The following is a 24,267-nucleotide window of genomic DNA, read 5'->3' on the forward strand; positions in this document are numbered from 1 at the left end:
TGAGGCGATCGGGCCGCTGCGACGCAGCAGGCCTTATTACGGTGCAGGCGGCGGTGTCAGCCGTCGATCAGGTCGTCGAGGCGAAAGCGCGCGATCCGGTAGATCTGGTCGAGGCTCGCGCGCAACTCCTCGGTGCGCGAATGATTCACGCGCGACTCGAAGTTCGCGATGATGCCGTGCCGGTCATAGCCGCGCACCGCGAGGATGAACGGGAAGCCGAACTTCTCGCGATACGTGCGGTTCAGCGTCAGCAGCTTGTCGAACTCTTCCTGCGTGCACTGGTCGAGGCCCGCGCCGCTCTGCTCGCGGGTCGACTCGGCCGTCAGCTCGCCGCGCACGGCGGCCTTGCCGGCCAGCTCCGGGTGAGCGTTGATCAGCGCGAGCTGGCGCACTTCGCCGCCGGATGGATTCCACCGCGCCGGACATCGTCTTGTGCAGCGCGTCGACGCTCGCGAACGGCCGCTCGCCGGCGGCGACTTCGGCCACCCACGGCGAATGTTCGAAGATCCCCGACAGCGCCGCGACAAATGCGCTCGGCGCCATCGTGTTCAGTTGATCCAACGTGTAGCGCATCGCCTTCATGCTTTCCCTTCGTTTCGATGATTGGGCTGATACGGATGATGTTCACGCCAGTGGCGCGCGATGTCGACACGTCGCGTCACCCATACGCGATCGTGTTTTTCGATGTGATCGAGGAAACGCTGCAGCCCGCGGAAGCGGCCCGGCCGGCCGAGCAGCCGGCAGTGCATGCCGATCGACAGCATCTTCGGCGCTTCGTCGCCCTCCGCGTACAGCACGTCGAACGCGTCGCGCAGGTAGTCGAAGAAGTGATCGCCGGTGTTGAAACCCTGCGGCGTCGCGAAGCGCATGTCGTTGGTATCGAGCGTGTACGGCACGATCAGCTGCGGCGACGTCCTGCCGCCCGACACTTCGACGTCCATCCAGAACGGCAGGTCGTCGCCGTAGTTGTCGGAGTCGTACAGGAAACCGCCGTATTCCGCGACGAGACGGTGCGTATTGGGGCTGTCGCGGCCGGTGTACCAGCCGAGCGGGCGCTCGCCCGTCACGCGCTCGATCGCTTCCATCCCGAGGCGCATGTGCTCGGCCTCGAGTTCCGGCGTCATGCTCTGGTAGTGGATCCAGCGCCAGCCGTGGCACGCGATTTCATGGCCCAGCTCGACGAACGCGCGCGCGAGCTCCGGGTGGCGTTCGATCGCCATGCCGACACCGAACACCGTCAGCGGCATCCCGCGCTTCTCGAATTCGCGCAGGATGCGCCATACGCCGGCCCGCGAACCGTATTCGTAGATCGACTCCATGCTCATGTGGCGGTCGGGATACGCGGCCGCGCCGACGATTTCGGACAGGAACTGCTCGGAGCCCGGATCGCCGTGCAGCACGCAGTTCTCGCCGCCCTCCTCGTAGTTCAGCACGAATTGCACGGCGACGCGGGCGCGCCCCGGCCAGTTCGCCTGCACGGGATGGCGGCCGTAGCCGATCAGGTCGCGAGGATAGTTGGGATCGAGTGACATGGTTCGAGGTGCGGCGAAAGCTCGCTGAAATAATGGGTTCGCATCGACCGCGCGGCTGCCGGAGACCGGCTGCGCAAGCCGATGCGATGACGGCCCAGTGTAGCGAAAACGCCCATACGCGCCCATACAGCGGCGCAGATAGTGCGTGTCAGACGGTGTGTATGTGCGGTTGCGGCAAATTCGGGACCGGTTCGGCCTCGTCCCCGCCCGGCGGGCTGAAACGGGCGAACGCGCCGTCGTAGCGCTTGGGCAGCGGCCGCGCGTAATCGCCGCGCTTCGCCGTCGCGAGACGCAGCGCGACGAGCGCCTCGGCCCACTTGACGGCCGCCGTGACACCCTCGACCACCGGCGCGCCGATCTGCTGCTCGATCTCGTGCGCGAACTCGGCCATCCCCGCGCAGCCGAGCACGATCGCGTCGGCGCCGTCCTCGTCGAGCGCGCGCCGGCATTCGTCGACGATGATCCGGCGCGCGGCCGAGCCCGGCCGGTCGAGCTCGAGCACGGCGACATCGGTCGCACGCACGTTGCGGCAGAACCGCTTCATTCCGTAGCGCTCCGCGAGGTGCCATGCCATCCCGCAGGTGCGCGCGAGCGTCGTGACGACCGAGAAGCCCGGCGCGACCACGCTCGCCGCATGCATCGCGGCCTCGGCAATGCCGATCACCGGCCCGCGCGCGAGCTCGCGCGCCGCGTACAGGCCCGGATCGCCGAAGCACGCGATCACGTATGCGTCGCAGCCGTCGCGCTCGCCCTGCGCGACCTCGGCAAGCAGCCCCGGCGTCGCGAGCGCCTCGTCGTAATACCCTTCGATCGACGGCGGCCCCATCGACGGGCTCACGGCCACGATCTCCGTGCCCGCGGCCGCGACCTCGCGCGCGCAGCGGCCCATCGCGTCGGTCATCCGCTGCGTCGTATTCGGATTGATCAGCCGGATCTTCATCGCACGCTCCTCAGGCCTTCGGGTTCACGAGCAGCCGGTAGAACACGAAGCCGAGCCCCGCGCCGATGAACCACGAGAAGTTCGCGACGCCCTGCCAGCCCGGCACCATCACGCACACGATCGCGATCACCGCGGCCGGCAACAGCGCGGCGAGCGCGCGGCGGTTCACGCCGCCCGTGTACCAGTACGTCCCGCTCTCCGACATCGTGTACAGGTCGTCGCGCACGAGCCGGCCGCGCTTGACGAGGTAGAAGTCGGCGATCAGCACGCCGTACAGCGGGCCGATGAACGCGCCGAGCACGTCGAGCGTGTAGTGGATCACGGCCGGGTTGTTGAACAGGTTCCACGGCGTGATGAAGATCGACGCGACGGCCGCGAGCATCCCGCCCGCGCGCCAGCTGATCAGGCGCGGCGCGACGTTCGAGAAGTCGAACGCGGGCGACACGAAGTTCGCGACGATGTTGATGCCGATCGTCGCGATCGTGAACGTCAGCGCGCCGAGGATCACCGCGGTCGGATGGTCGATGCGGCCGACCGTCTCGACCGGGTCGGTGATGAGTTCGCCGAACACGGGCAAGGTCGCGGCCGTCGTGATCACCGTGACGAGCGAGAACGCGAGGAAGTTGACCGGCAGCCCCCAGAAATTGCCGCGCTTCACTTCGCCGAACGAGCGGCAGTAGCGCGAGAAATCGCCGAAGTTCAGCATCGGCCCGGAGAAGTACGACACGACCAGCGACACGGCCGTGATCATCACCGGAATCACTTCCGCGCCGTGATACTTGACGCCGCCGAGGTTGATGCCGATGTTGCGCCAGCCCGCGCGCCACACCATGTAGCCGGCGAGGACGAACATCACGACGTAGACGGCCGGCCCCGCGAAGTCGATGAACTTCTTGATCGTCTCCATCCCGTTCCAGAACACGAACGCCTGGAGCACCCACAGCAGCATGAAGCCGGCCCAGCCGACCGCCGACAGCCCGAGGAAGCCGTAGCGATGCACGTCCGCGTAAGGCAGCCATTGCGGGAAGAATTTCAGCACGACGATCACGAGCGCGCTCGACGCGAGATAGGTCTGGATGCCGTACCACGCGATCGCGATCAGCCCGCGGATCACGGCCGGCACGTTCGCGCCGAGCACGCCGAACGTCGCGCGGCACGCAACCGGATACGGCACGCCGATCTGCTGGCTCGGCCGTGCGATCAGGTTGCACAGCACGTTCACGAGGCCGATCCCGACGATCAGCGCGATCAGCACCTGCCAGCTCGTCAGCCCGAGCGCGAACAGGCTGCCCGCGAACACGTAGCCGCCCACACTGTGCACATCCGACATCCAGAACGCGAAGATATTGTATGAACCCCATGTCTGATTTTTCAGGGGTGCCAAATCTTCGTTGTACAGACGTTCGCTGAAACCGCCCGGCAATGGCGGGCCGCTCCCCTCGCCGCCTTCATCCGCCGGATAGGCGCTGTCGTGCGCCACACTGAACTGAGCCATGACTTCTCCTTGACCGCGGCCGCACGGCCGCTTCATCGTCGTCGAAATCGCCCCGGGCCGTCGTCCCGGGGTCGGACCTGCGGCCGCGGCGCGTGCCGCGTGCCGGCATTGCTTCAGTTCAGTGGGTGCGCAAGCAGGGTTCCGTCGCCGCTTACGCGGCGCCGCCGAACACTTCGCGCAAATCGACCTGCCCTTGCGCGGGCCGGTCCAGCATCTTCAGTTCGACATGCTGCAGGTGATGCGCCATCAGTTCCGCCGCGCGCTTCGCGTCCCCCGCCTCCAGTGCGGCGAGGATCTCGTCGTGGTCGTCGCACGAGCACGGGCTGCGCCCGTGCGATTCGTACAGCGCCGACATCAGCGTCGAGCGTGCGACGAGCCCTTCGAGGCACTCGCTGAGCGTCGCATTGCCCATCAGCGTCGCGAGCGCCGTATGGAACTCGCCCGACAGCCGGATCCACGCCGCGAAGTCGTGCCGCTCGAACGCCTTGCGTTCCTTGTCGATCAGCGCGGCGACGCCCTTCAGCCGCTTCGCGCCGGGCCCGGTCGCGAGCCGCTCGACCACGGCGAGCTCGATGATCCGGCGCATCTCGAACACCTCGTGCACGTCCTGCAGCGTCGGGCTCGCGACGAACGCGCCGCGGTTCGGCTCGAGCTCGACGAGCTTGTCGGTCGCGAGCTGTGCGAGCGCCTGGCGGATCGCCCCGCGCTTCACGCCGAACACGTCGCAGAGCTGCGCCTCCGTCAGCTTCGCGCCGGGCGCGAGCCGATGCTCGAGGATCGCCGTGCGGATCCGCTCGGCGATCGCTTCGGGTCCGGGCGCGCCGGACGGGACGGATTCGGGCTCGTTCATGATCGGCATCGTGTGATGATCCTCATCCTAGGGCGGACATAAAGATTGTCAACAATTCTTTTCATCGATTTTGCACAATTGGCGCGCATCGCGGCGAACCGGCATGGTGCAACGCGCGTCAAATCCATGCACGACAAGCCTGAATCGCCCATCAGAAGCGATCCTCGTCCGTATTGGCGCCGGATATTTTGTTGACAAAATTGGTGCACGACAGAAGCGGCACCATGTTGCGCGAGGCTCGAACGCTTGACCGTTAGTTGCGCGATCGCATAAAGAAAAAGGCGGAAAATCCGCCCTTTCGATCGTGCGTCCCGGCAATCAGCCGAGGTGCGGATAGTCCGACAGCGTAAGCCGGAAACCGTGCGCATTCGCAACCAGTTGCGCGTGCGCGCCGAACGGCAGCGTCAGCAGGTCGGGCACGTGGCCGAACTGGAGCCCCGTGACGACCGGAATCCCGACCACCGCGCGCACCTGCTCGATCATCGCCTGCATGTCGTAGCCGTTGTCGTACTCGAATGGCCGCGCACCGGTGAACTGGCCGAGCACCAGCGCCTGCTGGCGCGCGAGCAGGCCCGACAGGTGCAGCTGATAGATCATCCGCTCGATCCGGAACGGCTGCTCGTTGACGTCCTCGATGAACAGGATGCCGCCTTCGATGTCGGGCATGTACGGCGTGCCGACGAGCGACGTCAGGATCGCGAGGTTGCCGCCCCACAGCGTGCCGGTCACGTTCACGCTCTGCACCTGCGGCGCTTCGGCGATGATCGTCGTGCTCGGCTGCGTCAGCGTCTGCCAGAAGTGCTGCATCGTGAAGTCGCTCGGCGTCTCCGCGCCGAAATCGGCGGACAGCATCGGGCCGCCGAACGTCTTGATGCGTGCCTTCGCATACAGCGCGAGCTGGAGTGCCGTGAAATCGCTGTGGCCGACGAGCGCGACCGGCTGGTCGCGCAGCCGGCGTTCGAGCCCGCGATAGTCGAGCCCGTGCAGGATGCGCGCGGCGCCGTAGCCGCCGCGCACCGCCAGCGCGATGTCCGGCAGCGGCCGCTCGGGATCGGCAAGACGGTTCAGGTCGCCGGCCCGCTCGCCGTCGGTGCCGCCGAACCGCTGGAAGCGCCGCTGCGTCGCCTCGATGTTCTCGATGCGGTGCTGTGCGGTGCTGAGGCGCTCGAGCGCGCGATTGATCGCGTCGGGGTCGTGCGGATAGCCGGACGGCGCAAGCAGGCGAATCGAATAGGATGCAGTGGACGAAGCGGACATGGGCAGGACGTGTCGGTGATCAAACCAGCTTAGAGGGCCCGAACCGCGCCGGGTTCACGACGTGCCGGACGCCAGGTCGCGAGCGATGCGCGCCTCGCGCAGCGCGCGGCGGCGCTCGGCGAAGAACGACTTCAGCGCGGCGCCGCACTCGTCGGCGAGCACACCGCCGGTCACTTCGGTATGGTGGTTCAGCTGCGGATTCGCGAACGCGTCGATCACGCTGCCGCAGGCGCCCGTCTTCGGATCGGCGGCGCCGTAGACGACCCGCGCGATGCGCGCATGCATGATCGCGCCCGCGCACATCAGGCACGGTTCGAGCGTCACGTACAGCTCGCAGCCGGGCATCCGGTAATTCTGCAGATGCTGCGCGGCCATGCGCAGCGCGGCCATTTCGGCATGAGCCGACGGGTCGTGGCCGCCGATCGGGTGGTTGAAGCCACGCGCGATCACTTCGTCGCCGCGCACGAGCACCGCGCCGACCGGCACTTCGCCGGCCGCGCGCGCCTCTTCGGCGGCGGCCTGCGCGAGACGCATGAAATGCAGATCGCGCGCCGACACCGGCGCGGCGGCGGGCTCGGGAGAATCGGTCGCGGGTTCGGCAGGCACGCCCGGCAGCACGTCAGGCGTCACATCGGCCCCGCTTGCGCAGGCCCGTCGTCGTCGAGCCCGCGCTCGCACAGGCGCTCCGCGATGCGTCGGCAGTAGTCGCGCGGCATCACCATCGGGCCGCCGCGCAGCGATTCGAGCGCCATGTCCAGCGCGAGGATCTTCGCCTGCAGCCGGCACCGCGCGGCACGGTCGCTGACCGCCTGCACTTCGTCGTGCAGGTTGCGCAGCGCGCGCAATTGCTCGACGGCCGGCGGCACGAAGCCCGCATTCTTCAGGATACGGTTGGCCACCCGCACCTCCTCGGGCACGAGCAGGTCGTCATCCAGCGCCTGCGGCGCGCCGGTACCCGGCAAATCGTCGAACTCGCCCCGCGCGGCGGCGGCGGCAATACGTTGTTCGACCAGGGCGTCAAGCAATCTCATCAGTCAATCGGAACAATGCGGCAGGCCGAATTCTAGCAGGGTGACGCGGGTATGACAGGCCCTTCGAGAGAATGCTCGATATTGCATCGGCGACGGGATTGTGCTGGGACGGCGCGTGCGCCGTTCTTCCCCCTTTTTATGACGATGCGCGGCGTGCGGCATCGCATAATCGCACCGCATCGCCGCGCGTTGTCCAGTCAGCGCAGCCGATAGACGCGACCGCCTGCGCCGCCCGACGGTCGCACCGTTGGCTATTGCCCGCCCTCGTAAAGCTGGTTCAGGCGTTCCAGTTCACCCGACTTCTGCGCGCGCAGCAGTTCCTGCTTGACCTGCGCCCGGCTCAGGCCGGCCGGGCTGCCCGCCTGCGTACCGGCGGCGGGCATGCTGCCCACTGCCGTCGCGCTGATCGCGGCGTCGGACGGCGACGCCGGTGCGCTTCCCTCCTGCGCCCGGGCGAGCCCCACCGCGCCCAGCACGCAGACTGCGGCCAACGCCGCCTTGAATACCGTCTTCATCGTGGCACCTCACATGAAGCAGCAATGCGATCTGTTCGACGCGGGCAGCGCTGGTGTCCGCTGTCCGCGCGCTTCGACGTCCACCCCGTTGCGATGCGACCGGCTCGCGCGTCCGTGGCTTCGTCGAATTTTTCCGGCATTCCCCCTATGAATTCCCCCGGGCCAGCGCATCGGCGTGCGCAATACCGCGTCGCGGCCGCATCGCGCGTTTCGTGTCGTCCTGTTCGCGCCTCTCGCCGCATCGCGAATCGAATCTTCCCGTCGCGCCCGCATTGCTTCGGACTCCTCTTTCGCGTCGTGCGCGACAGCGAGCGAGCATCGGTCGTGCGGCAGGAATGGGGCAATGATAGGAACCGCGCGTACGCTTGACGCCCCCTTGAAAGGGGGCAATTGCGCGGTTTGTCATCTTGTCGGCCTAAGCTCGACACATCGTGCAACAGGCTCGCACCGCCCGCATCGCGACACCGCCGCGAGCAGGTCCGTCATGCACTCGGGGAACGTCTTCATGTCTGACAAGCACGCCGCGCTTGCAGGTCACATTCGACGACTGTGTTCGCTGGGCGTCGAGCCGCGCCTCGTCATTCCTCATGTGATTGAAGCGGCACGGCAGATCGTCGGCGCCGACTGGGGGATGTTCTTCTATGCCGACGAATGCCATGTGCTGACCGACGTGTACAGCGAAAACGACGCGGTCTACGCGGTGCTGCCCGCCTACTTCGCGAACGTGCACAACACCCCGCAACAGGAAGTGCTCGGCGTCACGTTCTCGGACGCGATGCGTCGCGGGCGCGGCTTCGACAACAGCGCGCGCCACGACGGCGCGCTGCTGTCGAGCGCCATGTACGCGGACCTGTGGCAGCCGGTGTCGATGCGGCACTGCCTCGAGCTGACCGCGACCGACGGCACGCGCGGCTGGGGCAGCCTGCAGTTGTCCCGCTCGCCGGGCAGCCCGCCGTTCTCCGACCGGAATCACCGCGACCTCGAACCGTTCGCACGGCATCTCGCGCATGCGTTGTCGCGCCCCGTGCAGGCGCCGCTGCATGAAGCGGAAGGCAGCCTGTCCGCGATCGTGGTCGTCGACGACGCCGGCCGGATCCTGCTGCACAACGCGGACAGCATCCGGATGCTGGCGCTTGCGACCGGCGAGCCGCTCGCGTTCTATCGCGACGACCGCGTGCCGGACTGGCTCGCGCCGCTGCTGACGAACGTCAGCCGGATCTGGCGAGGCCACCCCGCGCCGCCCGCCGCGCTGGAGCGCCGCACTACCGCGGGCCGCTTCCGCTTCAAGGCGTATCGCTTCGCCGACGCCGGCGCGATGCGACGCGAATTCGCGATCGTGATCCACATCGAGCACTTCCCGCCACTCGAACTGGAGATCGAGCGGCTCGGCTTCCGGTTCGGCCTCACCGAACGCCAGCGCGAACTCTGCACGCAACTCGTGCTCGGCCGCTCGCACAGCGAGATCGCGCGCTGCCTCGCGTTGCGCGACAGCACGGTCGTCGATCACGTCCGCAAGATCTATCGCAAGCTCGACGTCCACAACCACGACGAGCTGCGCAGCGTGTTTCGTCTCGGCGCGCCGGGGTAGCCGCCGCCGACATCGGGCGATCCTTCGGAAACGGCGGAGCTATCGAAACCCGCGCACGCCGGTCCGGAAGAATCTTCAGTCGTTCAGGCGCGAATCTCGGCGGACCGCCTGCGGCGGCACGCCGAACCCGCGCACGAACGCCTCGCGCATGTGGCGCCGGTCGCGAAAGCCGTTTTCCTTCGCAATCACGTCGAGCGAATGGCGGCTCTGCTCGATCATCAGCCGCGCGGACTCCAGCCGCAGCCGCTCGATCGCCTTCGCGGGCGACTGCCCCGTTTCGAGCGTGAACACGCGGCTGAACTGGCGCGGGCTCAGGTGAACCGTCTCTGCGAGTTCCTCCACCGTCAGCGAGCGGCCCAGATTCCGGCGCGCATAGTTCAGCGCATTCTGGATGCGGTCCGATTTCGGCGCGAGTTCCAGCATTTCCGAATGCTGCGACTGGCCGCCGGCCCGCCGCTGATGCATCACGAGCTTGTGCGCGACCGACCGGGCGGCATCCGCGCCCAGGTCCTTTTCCACCATCGCGAGCGCGAGGTCGAGGCCGGCCGTCATCCCGGCCGACGTCCAGACCGGGCCGTCGACGATGTAGATCCGGTCGTCCTCGACGCGGACGTCGGGAAAGCGCTTCTGCAGGTCGCGGCCGAACGCCCAGTGCGTCGTCGCGCGGCGCTGCGCGAGCAGCCCGGCCTCGGCGAGCACGAACGCGCCCGTGCAGATGCCGGCGATCCGCCGCGCGCGATGGCCCGCGCGGCGCAGGTACGCCAGCAGCTTCTCCGGGGCCGGCGATTCGAGCGGATCATTGACCCCGGCGACGATCCACGTGTCCACGTCGATCTTCCCGCGCAACGACCGCGTGCCCACCGCCACGCCGAGCGACGAGCGCACGTCGCCACCGTCTGCGGAGAAGTTCTCGAGCGCGTAGAACGCCTCGCCCGCCACCATGTTCGCGTACTCGAACACCGACTGCGCGGCGAGCGCCATGATCTGGAAGCCGTCGCTGATCAGAAAGCCGATGCGGTGCATGTGCGTTCTCCAGTGTCGGTCAAGGTCGCCACGCCATGTCCTGAATCATACCCATCTACGTCATTTCCGTCGAACCGGATCGAAGCCAGAATGGACTCACGCATTTCCCCTCCCCTACGAAACGGAGTGACATCATGGCTCAAGCACATCAAGGTACGGCTGTCGTGACCGGCGCCTCGTCGGGCATCGGCGCCGTCTACGCGGATCGCCTCGCGCGCCGCGGTTACGACCTGATCCTGGTCGCCCGCAACCGCGACCGGCTGGCCGCCCTCGCCGAGCGCATCACGAACGACACGCAGCGCAGCGTCGAGATCGTCGACGCCGACCTCAACGACCGCGCGGCCCTCGCCACCGTCGAGGCGAAGCTGAAGCAGGATGCGAGCATCACGCTGCTCGTGAACAATGCGGGCGTCGGCACGCACGCGCCGCTGCTCGACAGCGACGTCGACGCGATGACCCGGATGATCGACCTGAACGTGACGTCGCTCACGCGCCTCACCTACGCGGCCGTGCCCGGCTTCGTCGCCGGCGGCCGCGGTGCGGTGATCAATATTTCGTCGATCGTCGCGATCTCGCCGGAAACGCTGAACGGCGTGTACGGCGGCACCAAGGCGTTCGTGCTCGCATTCAGCCAGTCGCTGCATCACGAACTCGCCGACAAGGGCGTGCAGGTGCAGGCCGTGCTGCCCGGCGCGACCGCCACCGATTTCTGGCAGACGGGCGGCCTGCCGCTCGAGCATCTGCCGAAGGAAATCGTGATGTCGGCGTCCGACCTGGTCGACGCCGCGTTGACGGGCTTCGACCGCGGCGAACTCGTGACGATCCCGTCGCTGCATGCGGGCGACGAATGGGCCGCCTACGACGCCGCGCGCCGCACGATGGCCCCGCACCTGTCGGCCGATACGCCCGCGCCGCGCTACGCGACGGGGCGATAAGAGGAATTCTGATCATGAAACTCGGCGGAAACACCATCCTCATCACTTGACCGGCACGTCGGGCATCGGCCGCGCGCTGGCGGAAGTCTTCAGCCGACGCGGCAACAAGGTCATCGTTGCGGGCCGGCCGCTGCGCGATGACGCGGGGCCGAACGAGCACGCGTTCGTCGACCAGTTCAGCCAGTTCGGAGCACTACAGATGTTGGCGAACCTGTCATTACAGCTAGGTACACATTTATAGGATATTTTCCTACCATGTTCTTGCAGTCCTTGGTCTCATCGATTAACACCATCACCCGTTACTTTTCGTATCCAAGGAGCATGCCATGGCAGAGGAAATCGTTGAACCTAGTCATATCGGCCACTTCCGCATCAGTGGGGGGCACATCAATTGGCCGCCCCACGGCGGAGTCGGCCCGGTGCTGCCGAGTCGAGTGATCAACGTCACCCTTCATGCGTACAACGGAAACAGTATCGTGAGCGGGAGCGGCACGTTGATCGTGACGCCTCCGGGTAAGCCGCCTATCTACACTCGCTTGTATTTGAAGGGGACGTCGCACGTGCAAAGCTATGGTGTAGGCAAGGCTTTCCAAACCTTCGCATTGCACGGCACGCCCTTTGCTAGCGCGCCGGGCTCCACCTTTGTTTCGCAGCTCGTCATCCATCTCAAGACCCTATGGGGGCCGGACGGCACGGCGACCTATACCCTCGAGACGAGCGGCGTTGAGCACCCGTCGGAAGTGGTGATCAAGGACGCTGAAGTGAATGTCCGGTGGGTGGTGAAAGAAAGCATCCCGGTTCTGGAAGAGTAAGCACCCACGCCGAAATGATGCGTCGCCGCCCTTTGAAGCGGCGAAACCCGAAGCCTCAAATCGGGATAGGGGCGGTCAGGTAATCTGACCGGTCCCCTCCCACATACATGGACGCCCCGGCGACGTTCTTGTGCCGGCGCGTGAGCAAGCGATGAAGCCAGCCCGAGAAAGCATCGTCCTTGTTGGCGCAATAGCGAACGACAGCCCGCGCGCCGTGCACCATCAGTGTCCGCAGGTAGGTATCGCCGTGCTTGCTGATACCCAGCAGCGTCGGCTTGCCTCCGCTCGAATGCTGTCTGGGTACCAGACCTAACCACGCCGCCAGTTGCCGGGCATTGCTGAAGCACTTGCCGTCGCCGATCGAGGCAACCAGAGCGCTGGCCGTAATCGGGCCGATGCCGGGAATCTCTGCCAGTCGGCGACTGGCGTCGCTCGCGTGATGCCACGCCTTGATCTGCGTCTCGATCTCTGCGACCTGCCGGTCAAGTTCCTTCAAGTGGTCCGTCAAGCGCTGTATCAACAGACGGAATGACCCCGGCAGTTCATTGCTGGCGTCTTCGATGAGCTGAGGTACGTGCTGGGCAATGCTGGTGATCCCCCGCGGCATCACCAAACCGAATTCCCCCAGCAGCCCGCGGATCTGATTGGCCTGCGCGGTACGCGCCCGAACGAACCCTTGGCGGGCTCGGTGCAATGCAATAACCGCCTGTTGATCGACGTTCTTGATGGGCACAAACCGCATGTTGGGTCGCGCCACCGCTTCGCAGATCGCTTCGGCATCGGCAACGTCGTTCTTGTTCGTCTTCACATAGGGTTTAACGAACTGGGGAGCCATGAGCCTCACCGTATGGCCGAGCGTCTGCAGCTTGCGTGCCCAGAAGTGGGCGCTGGCGCAGGCTTCCATTACCACGGTACAACTCGGAAAATTGCTCAGCAGCGTGAACATCTGATTGCGCGTGAGCTTCTTGCGCAACACCATCCTGCCCGACCCATCCTGCGCATGCAGGTGGAAGCAGTGCTTGCCGAGATCGATGCCGATCAGCGATACCGTGTCCATGATGGCCCCCAAAAGGACAAAATCCTCACTCAGCGTAGTCCACTGAGCGAGGATCGGGCTGACCATCCTATTAGCCCCCGGACATACCGCCCGGGGCAATTCGCCATTCACCGGATCTGCCGGGGAATGCTGAACCTCATTCCCACCGATTGTCGATTGGTCCTGGAACGATTACACGGCATGGCTTCCATGCCCAGCATCCGGGGTTTGCTGCCGACAGCAACTGCCGCGCCTTTGGCGAGATCATCTGACTCGCTCCGCCCTCGTCCAGGTTGGTTAGGTGTACAGTCCCGTATTTTCATGGTGCAGTTCTCTCGTTGGAATGGAAAGACGCACTTTGGGTAAAAGTCTTCACGGAAGCGCCACAACGAAGAAGGAAGCGATCCGTCGAGCAATACAAGGTAGTCAAGAGGGCCTGAGAAAGCCGGCCGGTCGTTGCGGCGGATCAGAGCGGCGCTCACGGAGCGGACTTGCGCCTTGCCCGCACTGAAGCCGCTCGGAAAAACCCATTCAATATTACCTACCGCCATGCTGAACGACGCGCTTGCACGCCTCACCATCGACCAGTTGAAATCGCTGATGCGCTGGCTTCCCGACACGTCTCCCACCGGCAAGAAAGACCTCCTGATCGGACAGATTTCGAGAAGTCTCGATGATGACGGGCTGCGCACGCTGTGGGAACGTCTGGATGATATCCAGCGTATGGCCGTAGCGGAGGCCGCCTATGCGCCGGACGGCCTCTTTGATGGAAAGCGGTTTCGAGCAAAATACGGGCGATTGCCCGATTTCACCGTCATGGAGGACGGCCGACGCTCCTACTACGGGCGGCCGACGGCATTAGGCCTTTTCTTGTATTACGAGGCCGGATGTTACCGTTTGCCGTTCGATCTGCGCGAGCGGCTGCAAAGCTTCGTGCGAGAACCTCTGCCCGTCAGGTTGAGTCCCGTCGAGACACTGCCGGAGGAGGCCGGCGAAAATCGGCTGACCGTGAGGTGTAACGAGCACGACGCGACGATCGACCTGCTCGTTCTGCTGCGTTTGACAGATCAGGGCAAGGTTCAGGTGAGCGACAAGACATCGCTGCCTGGCACCGCTACACTGCGCTTGCTGACCGATCATCTCGCCGGTGGCGATTTCTATGTTCCACCACGCAAACAACGCCAGCGCGCGGCAGAGATTGGCCCGATCAAGGCGTTCTCCTGGCCGCTGCTGCTCCAGGCAGCCGGGTTGGCACAACGGAATGGCAGCAAACTCGCTCTGAGTGACACGGGCCGAAAAGCACTGGCGTCCGTCCCGGCCAAGGTATTGAGGGCAATCTGGAGCAAGTGGCTGAAGTCCAGTCTCTTTGACGAATTCAGCCGCATTGACGTCATTAAGGGGCAAAAATCCAAGGAGCGCGTGATGACTGCGGTGGCGCCGCGTCGCTCCGTCATCAATGAAATGCTGCGCATCTGCCCCGTCGGAGCGTGGATCAACGTCGACGACCTCTCACGATTCATGGAGGCGGCCGGCCACACGTTTGAGGTTACGCACGATGCATGGAGCCTCTATATCGGCGAGTCGCACTATGGCAGTTTGGGCCACGCCGGCTACCATGATTGGTCGATTCTGCAGCTTCGATATCTGCTCTGCGTCCTCTTCGAGTACGCGGCTGCCCTCGGCATCATCGATATCGCGTACATCGAGCCGGCCGGGGCGCGTCACGACTACCACCAGATGTGGGGAACAGATGAGCTGGAATTCCTGAGCCGCTACGATGGTTTGACTTACTTCCGCGTCACCCCGCTCGGCGCCTATTGCATCGGATTGCATGACGAGTACACGCCCGCCTCCGTCCCGCCGAGCGTCAGGCTTTCGGTTTTGCCCAGTTTGCAGGTGAACATCGCGGACGGAAGCCTGTCGATGGACGAATCGCTGACGCTGACGACGTGGGCCGAGGAACTGACAGACAAAAGTTGGCGGCTGGATCGTCAAAAGGCGGTGGAAGCCGTCGAGAAAGGACGCGACATCGCCGAACTTCGAGCGTATCTTCAAGCACGAGTAGACCAGCCGTTGCCGGAAACGGTGGAATCCTTCATCAAGACGACCGAGAAGCGGGGTAAGGCGCTGAAAGTCTTGGGGACCGCGCTACTGATTGATTGCGAGAATGAGGAAATCGCGTCGATGATTGCCGAAGGAAAGAAAACCGCCGGTCTCTGTCTGCGAGCTGGAAAGCGACAGCTTGTCGTCAAGCTTGAGCATGAGGAAAAATTCCGGAAGTTTGTCCACGAGCTTGGTCTCGGTGTGACAATTTGACGCCTTATCCGTGTCGGCACGTTGCGGGCAGTCACACCGTTCGGATAAGTCCGCAGCGCTGTCGGCGTGTTCCAGAAACGCTGAGACTGCGGACTTGAATACGCTGAACGGGACCTATCCGTCACTTTGCGTCCATATACAATGGCCTTTCGAGCCACAGCCGGCAATCTCCTCGAGGATGCCGCACCCGTTATCTCGCACCGATGTTCCTCGACTACCCTACCCTCGATGCGCTGCGCACGCGCCATCCCGCTTGGCGACTTTTGCGCTCCGACCACGCGCCGCTCGCCGTCAGCTTCCTGCACCGCGCGTTCGTCGCGCCGAACGTGCGCGAGGTGGCGGCTCCGTTTCTTGCCGAAGCACTCGAGGACGAGCTTTACGCGTTGCGCGAACAACTCGGCGACGGCGCCTTCCCGAAGCCCGCGCTCGAGTATTTGAACGACTGGGCGAGTCCTGAAAAGGGATGGTTGCGCAAGTTCTATCGCCAAGGCTCCGATGAACCGCATTTCGACCTGACACCCGCCGCGGGAAAAGCGATAGCGTGGCTCGGCACGCTGATGGAACGAAGCTTTGTCGGCACGGAATCCCGGCTCCTGACGCTTTTCGAGTTGCTGCGGCAGATGGCCGAAGGCAGCGAGACGGACCCGGAAAGGCGTCTTGCCGAGCTCCACGCGCGGCGCAGCCAGATCGACGAAGAAATCGCTCGCGTGGAGGCCGGCGACGTCCGGCTGCTCGACGATGCCGCGATCAAGGACCGCTTTCAGCAATTCATGCAGATGGCGCGCGACCTGCTCACGGATTTCCGTGAAGTCGAGCAAAACTTCCGTCTGCTGGACCGGCATGTACGCGAGCGAATCGCGCTCTGGGAAGGATCGAAGGGTGCGCTCATCGAAGAAATCATGGGCGAGCGCGACGCGATCGCCGATTCGGACCAGGGCAGCAGCTTTCGGGCGTTCTGGGACTTCCTGATGTCGAGCCGCCGCCAGGAGGAACTCTCCGAACGGCTCGAGCACGTGCTTGCGCTCCCGGCGATCACGGAAATGAAGCCGGACGCGCGCACGCGGCGCGTCCACTATGACTGGCTGGAAGCCGGCGAGCACACGCAACGCACGGTCGCTCAGCTCTCGCAGCAGCTTCGACGTTTCCTCGACGATCAAGCGTGGCTCGAAAACCGCCGCATCATGGACATTCTGCGCGGTATCGAAACGAAAGCGCTTGTGCTGCGTGAAGCGCCCCCGCCGGGCTCCGTCATGGAGATCGAGACCGCGTCCGCTGACATCGAGCTGCCAATTGAACGCCCGCTTTACGCCCCTGCGCTGCGCCCTCTCATCGCCAACGTCGCAATCGAGACCGGCGATGCGGACCTCGATGCGTCGGCACTCTACACGCAGATCGTCGTCGATCGCGCGCGCCTCGCAAGCCACATCCGCCGCTGCCTTCAAGATCGGCGGCAAGTGACACTTGCCGAACTGGCCGCTTCGCAGCCGCTCCTGCATGGGCTCGCTGAACTCGTCGCCTATTTGCAACTGAACGCCGAAGCCGGAACATTTCGCGCGACCGTCGATGAGACCGTCTCCGATACGATCGAGTGGCAGGCAAACGATGCCAACGGAGCAGCAATCGTCAAGCGCGCAACGATGCCGCGGGTGATTTTCACAAGGTAGAAATGATGGAAGAACAGCAAACCCCGTCGCTTGGTCGAGGTGACTTGTCGACGGTTGCCGTCGCGCTGCTCAAGGGCGTAATTTATCGTGATGGAAACGAGCGCCTCTGGGCCGCACTGCTCGAATTGCAGACACACGTGCGCGACTACGTCGCCGTGCTTGGCCTCGAGCTCGTCGTGGACGAGGCGGAAGGCTACGCCTTCGTAAAGAGCCGCACCGAGCCTGACGCCGAAGTCGACGGAGACCAGGCCAAGCTGCCCCGGCTCGTTGCACGGCGTCCACTCTCGTTCCCCGTGAGCCTGCTGCTCGCGCTGCTGCGAAAGAAACTGGCGGAATGGGATGCCGGCGGCGGCGACACGCGGCTCGTCCTTTCGCGCGAGGACATCGTCGAGCTCGTACGCGTGTTCCTTCCCGCGAGCACTAACGAGGCGCGCCTGGTCGATCAGATCGATACGCACGTGAACAAGATCGTCGACCTCGGATTCCTGCGCCGGATGAAGACCGCGAGCGGACCGCCCACATTCGAGGTGCGACGCATTCTCAAGGCGTTCGTCGATGCGCAATGGCTGCTCGATTTCGACGCGCGGCTCGCAAGCTATCAGGCGCACCTTCGGGATGCGACGAATTCGGACCAAACGGAGAGTCGCGATGAATGAGCCGCGCACGCTCGGCCTCGATTTTGCCGCGGACAACACCCTGACGGGCTTTCGCCTCGAGCGGCTCGAGGTTTTCAACTGGGGCACCTTTGACGAACGGGTCTGGGTGCTGAGGGTCGACGGCCGCAACGGCCTGCTGACAGGAGACATCGGTTCCGGCAAGTCGACGCTCGTCGACGCCATTACCACCCTCCTCGTGCCCGCGCAGCGCATCGCCTACAACAAGGCGGCAGGCGCGGACAGCAAGGAACGTACGCTGCGCTCGTATGTGCTCGGCTACTACAAGTCGGAGCGCAACGAGGTCACGGGAGCGGCCAAGCCCGTGAGCCTGCGCGACCATAACAGCTATTCGGTGATTTTGGGCGTGTTTCGCAACGCCGGGTACGACGCCACCGTCACGCTCGCGCAAGTGTTCTGGATGAAGGACGCGCAGGCTCAACCTGCGCGATTCTTCGTCAGTGCCGAACGAGATCTCTCGATCGCGACCGACTTCTCGCGCTTCGGCACCGACATTGCGCAGCTGCGCAAGAAGCTGCGCGGGCTGGGCGCCGAAATCGAGGACACGTTTCCGAAATACAGCGCCTGGTTCCGGCGGCGCTTCGGAATCGAAAACGAGCAAGCGCTCGAGCTCTTTCATCAAACGGTATCGATGAAGTCGGTGGGCAATCTCACCGACTTCGTACGCAGCCACATGCTCGAGCCGTTCGACGTCGCACCGCGCGTCGACGCCCTGATTGCTCACTTCGACGATCTGAATCGCGCGCACGAGGCGGTACTGAAAACCAAGCGCCAAGTGGAATTGCTGACACCGCTCGTCGACGACTGCGACCGCCACAGCGCGCAAGGCCGCGTTCTCGAAGGCTGGCGCGCGTGCCGTGAAGCATTGAGGCCCTACTTCGCCGGGCTCAAGCTCGGCCTCGTCGAACGCCGCCTCCAATTGCTCGAAGAGGATCATGCGCGCGCGACCTCGCGAAAGGCGCGACACGAAGAAGCGCGCGACCAGGCACGCCAGCGCGTGGACGATTTGCGCCGTGCCGTGGCCGAACAAGGCGGCGATCGCATCGCGCAGCTCGATGTCGAGATCCGCGAGCACGAGCGAGAAAGCGTGCGTCGCCGCGAACGCGCGCAACGCTATGCCGCCATCGTTACGCTGTTCGGCGAAACCGAGGCCGTGGATGAGGCTGCATTCGCCTCCCAGCGCCAACGCCTGGCCGAGCAGCGCAGCTCGCTCGTTGACGACGAAGCGCAACAGCAAAATGCGGTAACCGAATGGAGCGTGGCATTTCGCGAAGGAAAAGCGCGGCGTGATGTGCTGGAGGACGAAATCGCGAGCCTGAAAGCCCGACGCAACAACATCCCGAAGGAACAGGTCGCGATGCGGGCGAGCCTGTGCTCGGCGCTCGGCCTGGAGGAAGACGCCCTGCCGTTCGCGGGCGAACTCATTCAGGTGCGCGAGGATGCGCGTGATTGGGAGGGCGCCGCCGAGCGCGTCCTGCGCAACTTCGGCCTGTCGCTGCTCGTGCCCGACGAGCACTATGCGAACGTCGCGGCGTGGGTCGATCGCACTCATCTTCGGGGGCGGCTCGTCTACTTTCGCGTGCGCTCCGAACGCACCGCGCGTGTAGCCGAGGCCATCGAGCTGCACCGCGACTCGCTCGCGCACAAGCTCGCGATCAAGCCCGACTCGCAGTTCTACGGCTGGCTCGAGCGCGAAATCGGCCGCCGTTTCGACTATGCCTGCTGCGATACGCAGGAGCAGTTTCGGCGCGAGACGCGCGCGATCACACGTGCGGGCCAGGCGAAAGCGCCTGGGGAGCGCCACGAAAAAGACGACCGCCACGCGCTCGACGATCGCAGCCGCTACGTGCTCGGTTGGAGCAACACGGCAAAAATATCCGCTCTCGCAGCACAACGGCAAGCGCTCGAAGCTCGCCTTGGCGAGATCGGGCAAAGGCTCGGAGAGGCCCAACACGAGCACACCAAGGTGCGTGAGCAACTCGAAGCACTTGCGCGTGCCGGCGAGTTCGCCGAGTTTCGGGAAATCGATTGGTCGAGCTGCGCTGCCGCGATCGCACGTCTTGCGGACGAAAAGGCGCGACTCGAATCGGCAAGCGACGCCCTCGCAGAGCTAACGGCTCAATTGGACTCGGCGCAAGCGTCGTTGAAAGAGAGTGAAACGGCGATGTCGGAAACCGACTCGGAACTGGGCGGCATCCTGGCCAAGCGGGAGGCGGCACAAGCGCTGCGCGAAGAGACGCACGCGCTCGTTGCAGAAGTGGATGCCGAACTTGCCGAACGAATCGAGGCCCTGCGAGCAGAGATTCTCGGCGAACACCAGCTTTCCGTCGAGTCATGCGACAACCGCGAGCGGGACGTGCGAGAGGCGTTGACAACCCGTATCGACAACGAAACGAAGTCACTCGGCCGCCTGGCCGAAAGAATCGTCAAGGCAATGGCGGCCTTCAAGGAAGCCTACAAGCTCGAAACGGCCGACTTCGATGCGAGCCTCGACGCGAACTCAGAGTACCGTGACATGCTCGCGCGGCTGCAGGCGGACGATTTGCCGCGCTTCGAAACGCGTTTCAAGGAGCTGCTCAACGTCAACACGATCAACGAGATCGCCAACTTTCACGCCCAGCTCGCGCGCGAACGGGCGACGATCAAGGAACGCATCGAACGCATCAACGAATCGCTGCGACAAATCGACTACAACGCGGGTCGTTACATCGTCCTCGAGAGTCAGCCCAGCCCCGACGCGGAGATCCGCGAATTCCAGAGCGACCTGCGCGCTTGCACCGAGGGCGAACTCACCGGCTCGGACGATAGCCAATACTCGGAGGCCAAGTTCCTGCAAGTCAAACGGATCATCGACCGCTTCCGCGGCCGCGAAGGGTTGACCGAGCAGGACCGGCGCTGGCGAGCCAAAGTGACCGACGTGCGCAACTGGTTTCTGTTCGCCGCCAGCGAGCGTTGGCGCGAGGACGACAGCGAATACGAGCACTACTCGGACTCCGGCGGTAAATCGGGCGGCCAGAAGGAAAAGCTCGCCTATACGATCCTTGCCGCGAGCCTCGCCTATCAGTTCGGCCTCGAATGGGGCGCCGTGCGTTCCCGGTCGTTCCGCTTCGTCGTCATCGACGAAGCATTTGGCCGAGGCTCCGACGAATCGGCGCAGTATGGTCTCACTCTGTTTCAGAAACTGAACCTTCAACTGCTGATCGTCACGCCACTGCAGAAGATTCACATCATCGAGCCGTTCGTTTCGAGTGTCGGATTCGTTCAGAACGACGGTGGACGCGCCTCCAAGCTGCGCACCCTGTCGATCGAGGAGTACCGCGCGCACAAGGCGGAGTTCGAGCAATGAGCTGGACAACTGCCGTCGAACTGCGTGCCCGCCTCCAGCACCTATGGGCACGCGGCGAATGGCTGCGAAGCTTCGTAGACGGCACCGAGGGGCTATTCCCGCTACGTCTGGCGATCAAAGGCCCGAGTTCGTCCGAGCTGGCTGAACGCTTCGACGCGGTACGCGCATGGATCGCGGAAATTGCCGCGACGCCGCACATACGCATCGAATGGCGAGAAATCAATCATCGAATTCTCGGCGTGCAGCGTTTGCCACGAGCGGCCTGGGTCGACAGTCTGGACGATGCGCTCGCAGTCGCCGGCAAGCACCGCGACGCAGCGCAGTTCGCGCGGCTGCTCGAAATCACTCGCGCCCGCCAGCCGAAGCTCATCGCGTGGCTTGCGCAGCGCCCGTTGCAAGCCCTCGAATTCGCCGGCGATTGGGAACGACTGCTGGCGGTCGTCGATTGGCTGCAAGCACATCCGCACCCGGGCGTCTATCTTCGCCAAGCCGAAATCGCCGGCGTCGACACGAAATTCATCGAGGCAAGGCGCGGCGTCCTCTCCCAATGGCTCGATCTCGTGCTGCCGTCCGAGGCGATCGACAGCAGCCGGACAGGCGTCGCTCAATTCGCCGCGCGCTACGGGTTCCGCGAGAAGCAACCCCGTATTCGATTTCGCGTGCTCGATGAGCGGCTCGCCGTTCTGCCCGGCATGGGCCGCCCCGACATCGCACTCGACGCCGACAGCTTCGCGCGCCTCGCACTGCCGTGCCGCCATGTTTTCGTTACGGAAAACGAAACAAATTTTCTGGCGTTTCCCGACGTTCCGCAGGCGATCGTGCTCTTCGGAGCGGGCTACGGCTGGGAAGCTCTGGAGCCGGCGCGATGGCTCGCGGACTGTGCGCTCCACTACTGGGGCGACATCGACACGCACGGCTTTGCCATTCTCGACCAATTGCGTTGCCGATTCCCTCACGTGAACTCCTTCCTGATGGACCGCGCGACACTGATGGCGCATGAAGCATTCTGGGGAGACGAAGGCGATCAGGTCATGCGTGATCTGCCGCGACTCACGGCGCAAGAGCGCGAGCTCTTTGACGACCTGCGTGACAACCGGATTCGCCACGGATTGCGGCTCGAACAGGAGCGCGTCGGGTTCGGGTGGGTCAGAGCGGCGCTAGAGGAACGGTCTTTCGTTTAGCCGCCGCTCAATTCATCGCGCTGTGTTCCTCGATGCCGGTCGCGGTAACCGCGCGACAAATCCTGACCGGATGCCGCACACCGCCGCAATCCGGCCTTCTGCGGTGACGCGCTCACAAGCAAAAATGCCCCCGGACAAACCGTCCGGGGGCATTTCGCGATTCACTGCATCTGGCGGGGAATGCTGAATCTCACTCCCACTCGATCGTCAATCTGGGGCTGGAGCCTTTTGGGGACGGCGTTTCCGCCTGGTCACGCGGCGTCGATACCGTCAACGATACCGAAAATCATGCTCGGCAGTTGATGGCTGTTATCGGAACGCCCCGGAGCATCAATGCTCGTTTTGTTTGAAAGATCACGAACATTGGCTGTCCCAAGGCGATTTGTGGCCGCAATACCGTCGCTGATACCGTCAGCATCTTTAGAGCACGGTCCTCGATACCGTCACAGCCGCAATGCGGCGCTAAGATCGTCGTGCTCGAAGGCACTGGCCATACGTGCCATCTCTGCTCGTGTGCAACCAACTTCCTGGGCAACCGCTTGCCATGTCCGGGTAACGTCGGCTACCTCCCGGATCGTGGCCCGAGCCTGTTTCAGCGTCAGACCAAAAAACTCCGCCGCATTTTCCAAGAGCCCCACCGAGCACGTTCCCTCGTCGAGATCGATATTCGTCGTCAGGATACGCGCCTTCAGATCGGTCGGCGTGGGATTGAGGTCATAGGCTGGTGACAATACCCACCCATCGCGCCCCGCCCACAGAAAGCCGTGGTTGCGCAAGTGGTCGTCCACATTGGAAACCAAAACATTGAACGTCACGCGGCGATACAACTGCGCGGCGTCGGCCCGCGCCTTCGCCCCATGTTGCGTCAGCGCGTCAACTAGTTCGGGATAACTGCCGCGTTGACCGTCCCGCGATCCCGTCATCGACATAGCCGAGAGAAAGGGAACGCGAATATTGCCTGCGCGATCGAAACGACGGGACAGCAGCACCGGCTTGCCTGCTACGCGGAGCAGTTCGTGGTGCGGAGTGGATATGCCGGCGCGTTCCGCCAATAGTAGTGCGATTTCCTCCCAGGTCTCGATGCTGTAGTCGTCGGTCTCCTTCGGGAATTTGGCAATCGACAAATGACCGTACTGGTCGATGACCGAGGCCTTGGGACGTGCGCCGCCGAGCGACGATCCGGGCGCAAAGATGAGTTGCAGATCCTCATCGGTTTCCTCGTCCCGCAGGATGCGCTCGGTGATTTGTAGCAGCCGCCCCAATTCAATGAGCGCGGGAACCCCGGCGGGCACCGGCGCTTGGAACTCGTCCTCTCCGCTCCAGCGAAACCGCAAGGCTCCCAGACGCGTTTCATCGGCTACGCCCAACAAATAGTCCAGTTCGCTGAGTGTACGGACGCGCCGTCCTTCTCGTTCTGCTTGGCGACGCTCGGCGCGCTGCATGAGACGGCGCCCCCAGGTATCCGGCGCCGAATCACCTATCGAACCGAAGATCGGTTGATCAGGCAGCGGTGGAAAGACGCCTCGCGTCAATGCCAGCGCTGGTTCGATAGAAAAACGCTCGTCGTCGGCCAGCCAGGTCTCGTCATATTCGAACGTGACCGTTGCTTCCCGACGCGACGCATGGCGTCTGAGCAGCCCCACTGATCGCGGCGCGCCATCGAGATCAATGTAGACGTCAACATCAGCCATGGTCACCCTTCCCGCCGCTACGAGGGAGCCGGATGCGCTGCGGCAATGCCGCGGTTGCCAACGACTGCCCAATCGTATCTCGGGCCACATCGGCGATCTCCGACAGCCCGCCCAGAAGACCAAGCGCCTGCAACACGGCCGCATAGATGCCGATGCTCACGCCCGGATCACCCGCTTCGACGCGCTGCAGAGTCGCTCTGGACGTAAAAGCCCGTTCGGCAATCACCGCCATGGTCAACCGGCGGCGGCGACGCGCGTCGTGAATATCGGCGCCCAATTTCCGCAACGCCCGCCGGACGCCGGCAGAAGGAGCGTGAGGAGTCGGCATTTTGCCACCTTCGTAAGTCTTTATATCCGATAATGTATCACGAAGATAACACT

General features: G+C 64.2%; 19 protein-coding genes and 3 pseudogenes. 9 read left to right on the plus strand and 13 right to left on the minus strand.

Translation table 11 applies throughout. The annotated features are described in order from the left end of the window. Positions 1 to 56: 56 nt before the first annotated feature. The 9 genes and pseudogenes from uraD to WT26_RS13590 all read right to left on the minus strand — a co-directional run bounded on the left by uraD (position 57) and on the right by WT26_RS13590 (position 7,620). Positions 57 to 582: pseudogene (gene uraD, locus WT26_RS13550) on the minus strand (2-oxo-4-hydroxy-4-carboxy-5-ureidoimidazoline decarboxylase). Then, positions 579 to 1,532: an allantoinase PuuE gene (puuE, locus tag WT26_RS13555; RefSeq protein ID WP_027784723.1), complete on the minus strand. Its 954-nt coding sequence runs from the start codon at positions 1,530 to 1,532 to the stop codon at positions 579 to 581. The pseudogene uraD and the gene puuE overlap by 4 nt, the downstream one beginning before the upstream one ends. A 148-nt stretch (positions 1,533 to 1,680) precedes the next feature. Further along, the gene (locus WT26_RS13560; RefSeq protein WP_069273096.1) at positions 1,681 to 2,472 is read right to left on the minus strand and encodes an aspartate/glutamate racemase family protein; all 792 of its coding nucleotides are present in this window, start codon (positions 2,470 to 2,472) and stop codon (positions 1,681 to 1,683) included. Positions 2,473 to 2,482: 10 nt separating this feature from the next. Then, positions 2,483 to 3,967: an NCS1 family nucleobase:cation symporter-1 gene (locus tag WT26_RS13565; RefSeq protein ID WP_069273761.1), complete on the minus strand. Its 1,485-nt coding sequence runs from the start codon at positions 3,965 to 3,967 to the stop codon at positions 2,483 to 2,485. 151 nt (positions 3,968 to 4,118) lie between these two features. Next, on the minus strand, positions 4,119 to 4,826 hold the full coding sequence (locus WT26_RS13570; protein ID WP_069273097.1) for a GntR family transcriptional regulator: 708 nt from the start codon (positions 4,824 to 4,826) through the stop codon (positions 4,119 to 4,121). 309 nt (positions 4,827 to 5,135) lie between these two features. Further along, on the minus strand, positions 5,136 to 6,074 hold the full coding sequence (gene ldcA, locus WT26_RS13575; protein WP_069273098.1) for a muramoyltetrapeptide carboxypeptidase: 939 nt from the start codon (positions 6,072 to 6,074) through the stop codon (positions 5,136 to 5,138). Between the two features lie 54 nt (positions 6,075 to 6,128). Next, positions 6,129 to 6,704 (minus strand): tRNA adenosine(34) deaminase TadA, encoded by a 576-nt coding sequence (gene tadA, locus WT26_RS13580; protein ID WP_069273099.1) that lies wholly within the window; start codon positions 6,702 to 6,704, stop codon positions 6,129 to 6,131. Further along, on the minus strand, positions 6,701 to 7,105 hold the full coding sequence (locus tag WT26_RS13585) for a DnaJ family domain-containing protein (RefSeq protein WP_069273100.1): 405 nt from the start codon (positions 7,103 to 7,105) through the stop codon (positions 6,701 to 6,703). Before WT26_RS13585 ends, tadA begins: the two co-directional genes overlap by 4 nt. Positions 7,106 to 7,356: 251 nt before the next feature. Then, positions 7,357 to 7,620, minus strand: coding sequence for a hypothetical protein (locus WT26_RS13590; protein ID WP_059713759.1), 264 nt, complete (start codon positions 7,618 to 7,620; stop codon positions 7,357 to 7,359). A gap of 505 nt (positions 7,621 to 8,125) precedes the next feature. Here WT26_RS13590 and WT26_RS13595 point away from each other — a divergent pair. Then, on the plus strand, positions 8,126 to 9,208 hold the full coding sequence (locus tag WT26_RS13595; RefSeq protein WP_069270697.1) for a helix-turn-helix transcriptional regulator: 1,083 nt from the start codon (positions 8,126 to 8,128) through the stop codon (positions 9,206 to 9,208). 75 nt (positions 9,209 to 9,283) lie between these two features. Here WT26_RS13595 and WT26_RS13600 read toward each other — a convergent pair whose 3' ends face one another. Next, the gene (locus WT26_RS13600; RefSeq protein WP_069273101.1) at positions 9,284 to 10,231 is read right to left on the minus strand and encodes a GlxA family transcriptional regulator; all 948 of its coding nucleotides are present in this window, start codon (positions 10,229 to 10,231) and stop codon (positions 9,284 to 9,286) included. 134 nt (positions 10,232 to 10,365) lie between these two features. Between WT26_RS13600 and WT26_RS13605 the strand changes: the two genes are divergently transcribed. From WT26_RS13605 to WT26_RS13615, 3 genes and pseudogenes are all read left to right on the plus strand, one after another. Next, positions 10,366 to 11,166 carry an SDR family NAD(P)-dependent oxidoreductase gene (locus tag WT26_RS13605; protein WP_069273102.1) on the plus strand — a complete coding sequence of 267 codons (801 nt, stop codon included), beginning with the start codon at positions 10,366 to 10,368 and terminating at the stop codon, positions 11,164 to 11,166. A gap of 14 nt (positions 11,167 to 11,180) precedes the next feature. Next, positions 11,181 to 11,293: pseudogene (locus tag WT26_RS37310) on the plus strand (short-chain dehydrogenase); the annotation flags it as partial. A gap of 199 nt (positions 11,294 to 11,492) precedes the next feature. Then, positions 11,493 to 11,978 carry a hypothetical protein gene (locus WT26_RS13615; protein WP_059957495.1) on the plus strand — a complete coding sequence of 162 codons (486 nt, stop codon included), beginning with the start codon at positions 11,493 to 11,495 and terminating at the stop codon, positions 11,976 to 11,978. A gap of 109 nt (positions 11,979 to 12,087) precedes the next feature. Here the strand turns inward: WT26_RS13615 and WT26_RS13620 are convergent. Continuing rightward, positions 12,088 to 13,035 (minus strand): annotated as a pseudogene (locus tag WT26_RS13620) (IS110 family transposase); the annotation flags it as partial. A gap of 477 nt (positions 13,036 to 13,512) precedes the next feature. On the opposite strand from WT26_RS13620, the gene WT26_RS13625 reads away from it, so the two are divergent. The 5 genes from WT26_RS13625 to WT26_RS13645 all read left to right on the plus strand — a co-directional run bounded on the left by WT26_RS13625 (position 13,513) and on the right by WT26_RS13645 (position 22,195). Beyond that, on the plus strand, positions 13,513 to 15,330 hold the full coding sequence (locus WT26_RS13625) for a helicase-associated domain-containing protein (protein ID WP_230461566.1): 1,818 nt from the start codon (positions 13,513 to 13,515) through the stop codon (positions 15,328 to 15,330). A gap of 203 nt (positions 15,331 to 15,533) precedes the next feature. After that, positions 15,534 to 16,994, plus strand: a complete 1,461-nt coding sequence (locus tag WT26_RS13630) for a DUF3375 domain-containing protein (protein ID WP_069270275.1) — start codon at positions 15,534 to 15,536, stop codon at positions 16,992 to 16,994. A gap of 5 nt (positions 16,995 to 16,999) precedes the next feature. After that, a complete protein-coding gene (locus WT26_RS13635) occupies positions 17,000 to 17,650 on the plus strand; it encodes a DUF4194 domain-containing protein (RefSeq protein ID WP_069270698.1) in 651 nt (216 codons plus the stop codon). Beyond that, positions 17,643 to 21,014 carry an ATP-binding protein gene (locus WT26_RS13640; protein ID WP_069270276.1) on the plus strand — a complete coding sequence of 1,124 codons (3,372 nt, stop codon included), beginning with the start codon at positions 17,643 to 17,645 and terminating at the stop codon, positions 21,012 to 21,014. Before WT26_RS13635 ends, WT26_RS13640 begins: the two co-directional genes overlap by 8 nt. After that, entirely contained in the window at positions 21,011 to 22,195 is a 1,185-nt protein-coding gene (locus WT26_RS13645) for a DUF3322 domain-containing protein (RefSeq protein WP_069270277.1), read from the plus strand. The genes WT26_RS13640 and WT26_RS13645 overlap by 4 nt, the downstream gene beginning before the upstream one ends. Positions 22,196 to 22,638: 443 nt before the next feature. Here WT26_RS13645 and WT26_RS13650 read toward each other — a convergent pair whose 3' ends face one another. After that, entirely contained in the window at positions 22,639 to 23,886 is a 1,248-nt protein-coding gene (locus WT26_RS13650) for a type II toxin-antitoxin system HipA family toxin (RefSeq protein WP_059870768.1), read from the minus strand. After that, positions 23,879 to 24,214: a helix-turn-helix domain-containing protein gene (locus tag WT26_RS13655; protein WP_063895039.1), complete on the minus strand. Its 336-nt coding sequence runs from the start codon at positions 24,212 to 24,214 to the stop codon at positions 23,879 to 23,881. Before WT26_RS13655 ends, WT26_RS13650 begins: the two co-directional genes overlap by 8 nt. Positions 24,215 to 24,267: the final 53 nt, after the last annotated feature.

The sequence above is a fragment of the Burkholderia cepacia genome, assembly GCF_001718835.1.
GTDB lineage: Bacteria > Pseudomonadota > Gammaproteobacteria > Burkholderiales > Burkholderiaceae > Burkholderia > Burkholderia cepacia_F.

Excerpts from the sequence above, each read along its gene's own strand:
- WT26_RS13605 (WP_069273102.1), top strand. The coding sequence starts at position 10,366 with ATGGCTCAAGCACATCAAGGTACGGCTGTCGTGACCGGCGCCTCGTCG.
- WT26_RS13635 (WP_069270698.1), top strand. The coding sequence starts at position 17,000 with ATGGAAGAACAGCAAACCCCGTCGCTTGGTCGAGGTGACTTGTCGACG.
- WT26_RS13615 (WP_059957495.1), top strand. The coding sequence starts at position 11,493 with ATGGCAGAGGAAATCGTTGAACCTAGTCATATCGGCCACTTCCGCATC.
- WT26_RS13645 (WP_069270277.1), top strand. The coding sequence starts at position 21,011 with ATGAGCTGGACAACTGCCGTCGAACTGCGTGCCCGCCTCCAGCACCTA.
- ldcA (WP_069273098.1), bottom strand. The coding sequence starts at position 6,074 with ATGTCCGCTTCGTCCACTGCATCCTATTCGATTCGCCTGCTTGCGCCG.
- WT26_RS13590 (WP_059713759.1), bottom strand. The coding sequence starts at position 7,620 with ATGAAGACGGTATTCAAGGCGGCGTTGGCCGCAGTCTGCGTGCTGGGC.
- WT26_RS13655 (WP_063895039.1), bottom strand. The coding sequence starts at position 24,214 with ATGCCGACTCCTCACGCTCCTTCTGCCGGCGTCCGGCGGGCGTTGCGG.
- WT26_RS13600 (WP_069273101.1), bottom strand. The coding sequence starts at position 10,231 with ATGCACCGCATCGGCTTTCTGATCAGCGACGGCTTCCAGATCATGGCG.
- WT26_RS13570 (WP_069273097.1), bottom strand. The coding sequence starts at position 4,826 with ATGCCGATCATGAACGAGCCCGAATCCGTCCCGTCCGGCGCGCCCGGA.
- puuE (WP_027784723.1), bottom strand. The coding sequence starts at position 1,532 with ATGTCACTCGATCCCAACTATCCTCGCGACCTGATCGGCTACGGCCGC.
- WT26_RS13595 (WP_069270697.1), top strand. The coding sequence starts at position 8,126 with ATGTCTGACAAGCACGCCGCGCTTGCAGGTCACATTCGACGACTGTGT.
- WT26_RS13565 (WP_069273761.1), bottom strand. The coding sequence starts at position 3,967 with ATGGCTCAGTTCAGTGTGGCGCACGACAGCGCCTATCCGGCGGATGAA.
- WT26_RS13585 (WP_069273100.1), bottom strand. The coding sequence starts at position 7,105 with ATGAGATTGCTTGACGCCCTGGTCGAACAACGTATTGCCGCCGCCGCC.
- WT26_RS13650 (WP_059870768.1), bottom strand. The coding sequence starts at position 23,886 with ATGGCTGATGTTGACGTCTACATTGATCTCGATGGCGCGCCGCGATCA.
- WT26_RS13630 (WP_069270275.1), top strand. The coding sequence starts at position 15,534 with ATGTTCCTCGACTACCCTACCCTCGATGCGCTGCGCACGCGCCATCCC.
- WT26_RS13640 (WP_069270276.1), top strand. The coding sequence starts at position 17,643 with ATGAATGAGCCGCGCACGCTCGGCCTCGATTTTGCCGCGGACAACACC.
- WT26_RS13560 (WP_069273096.1), bottom strand. The coding sequence starts at position 2,472 with ATGAAGATCCGGCTGATCAATCCGAATACGACGCAGCGGATGACCGAC.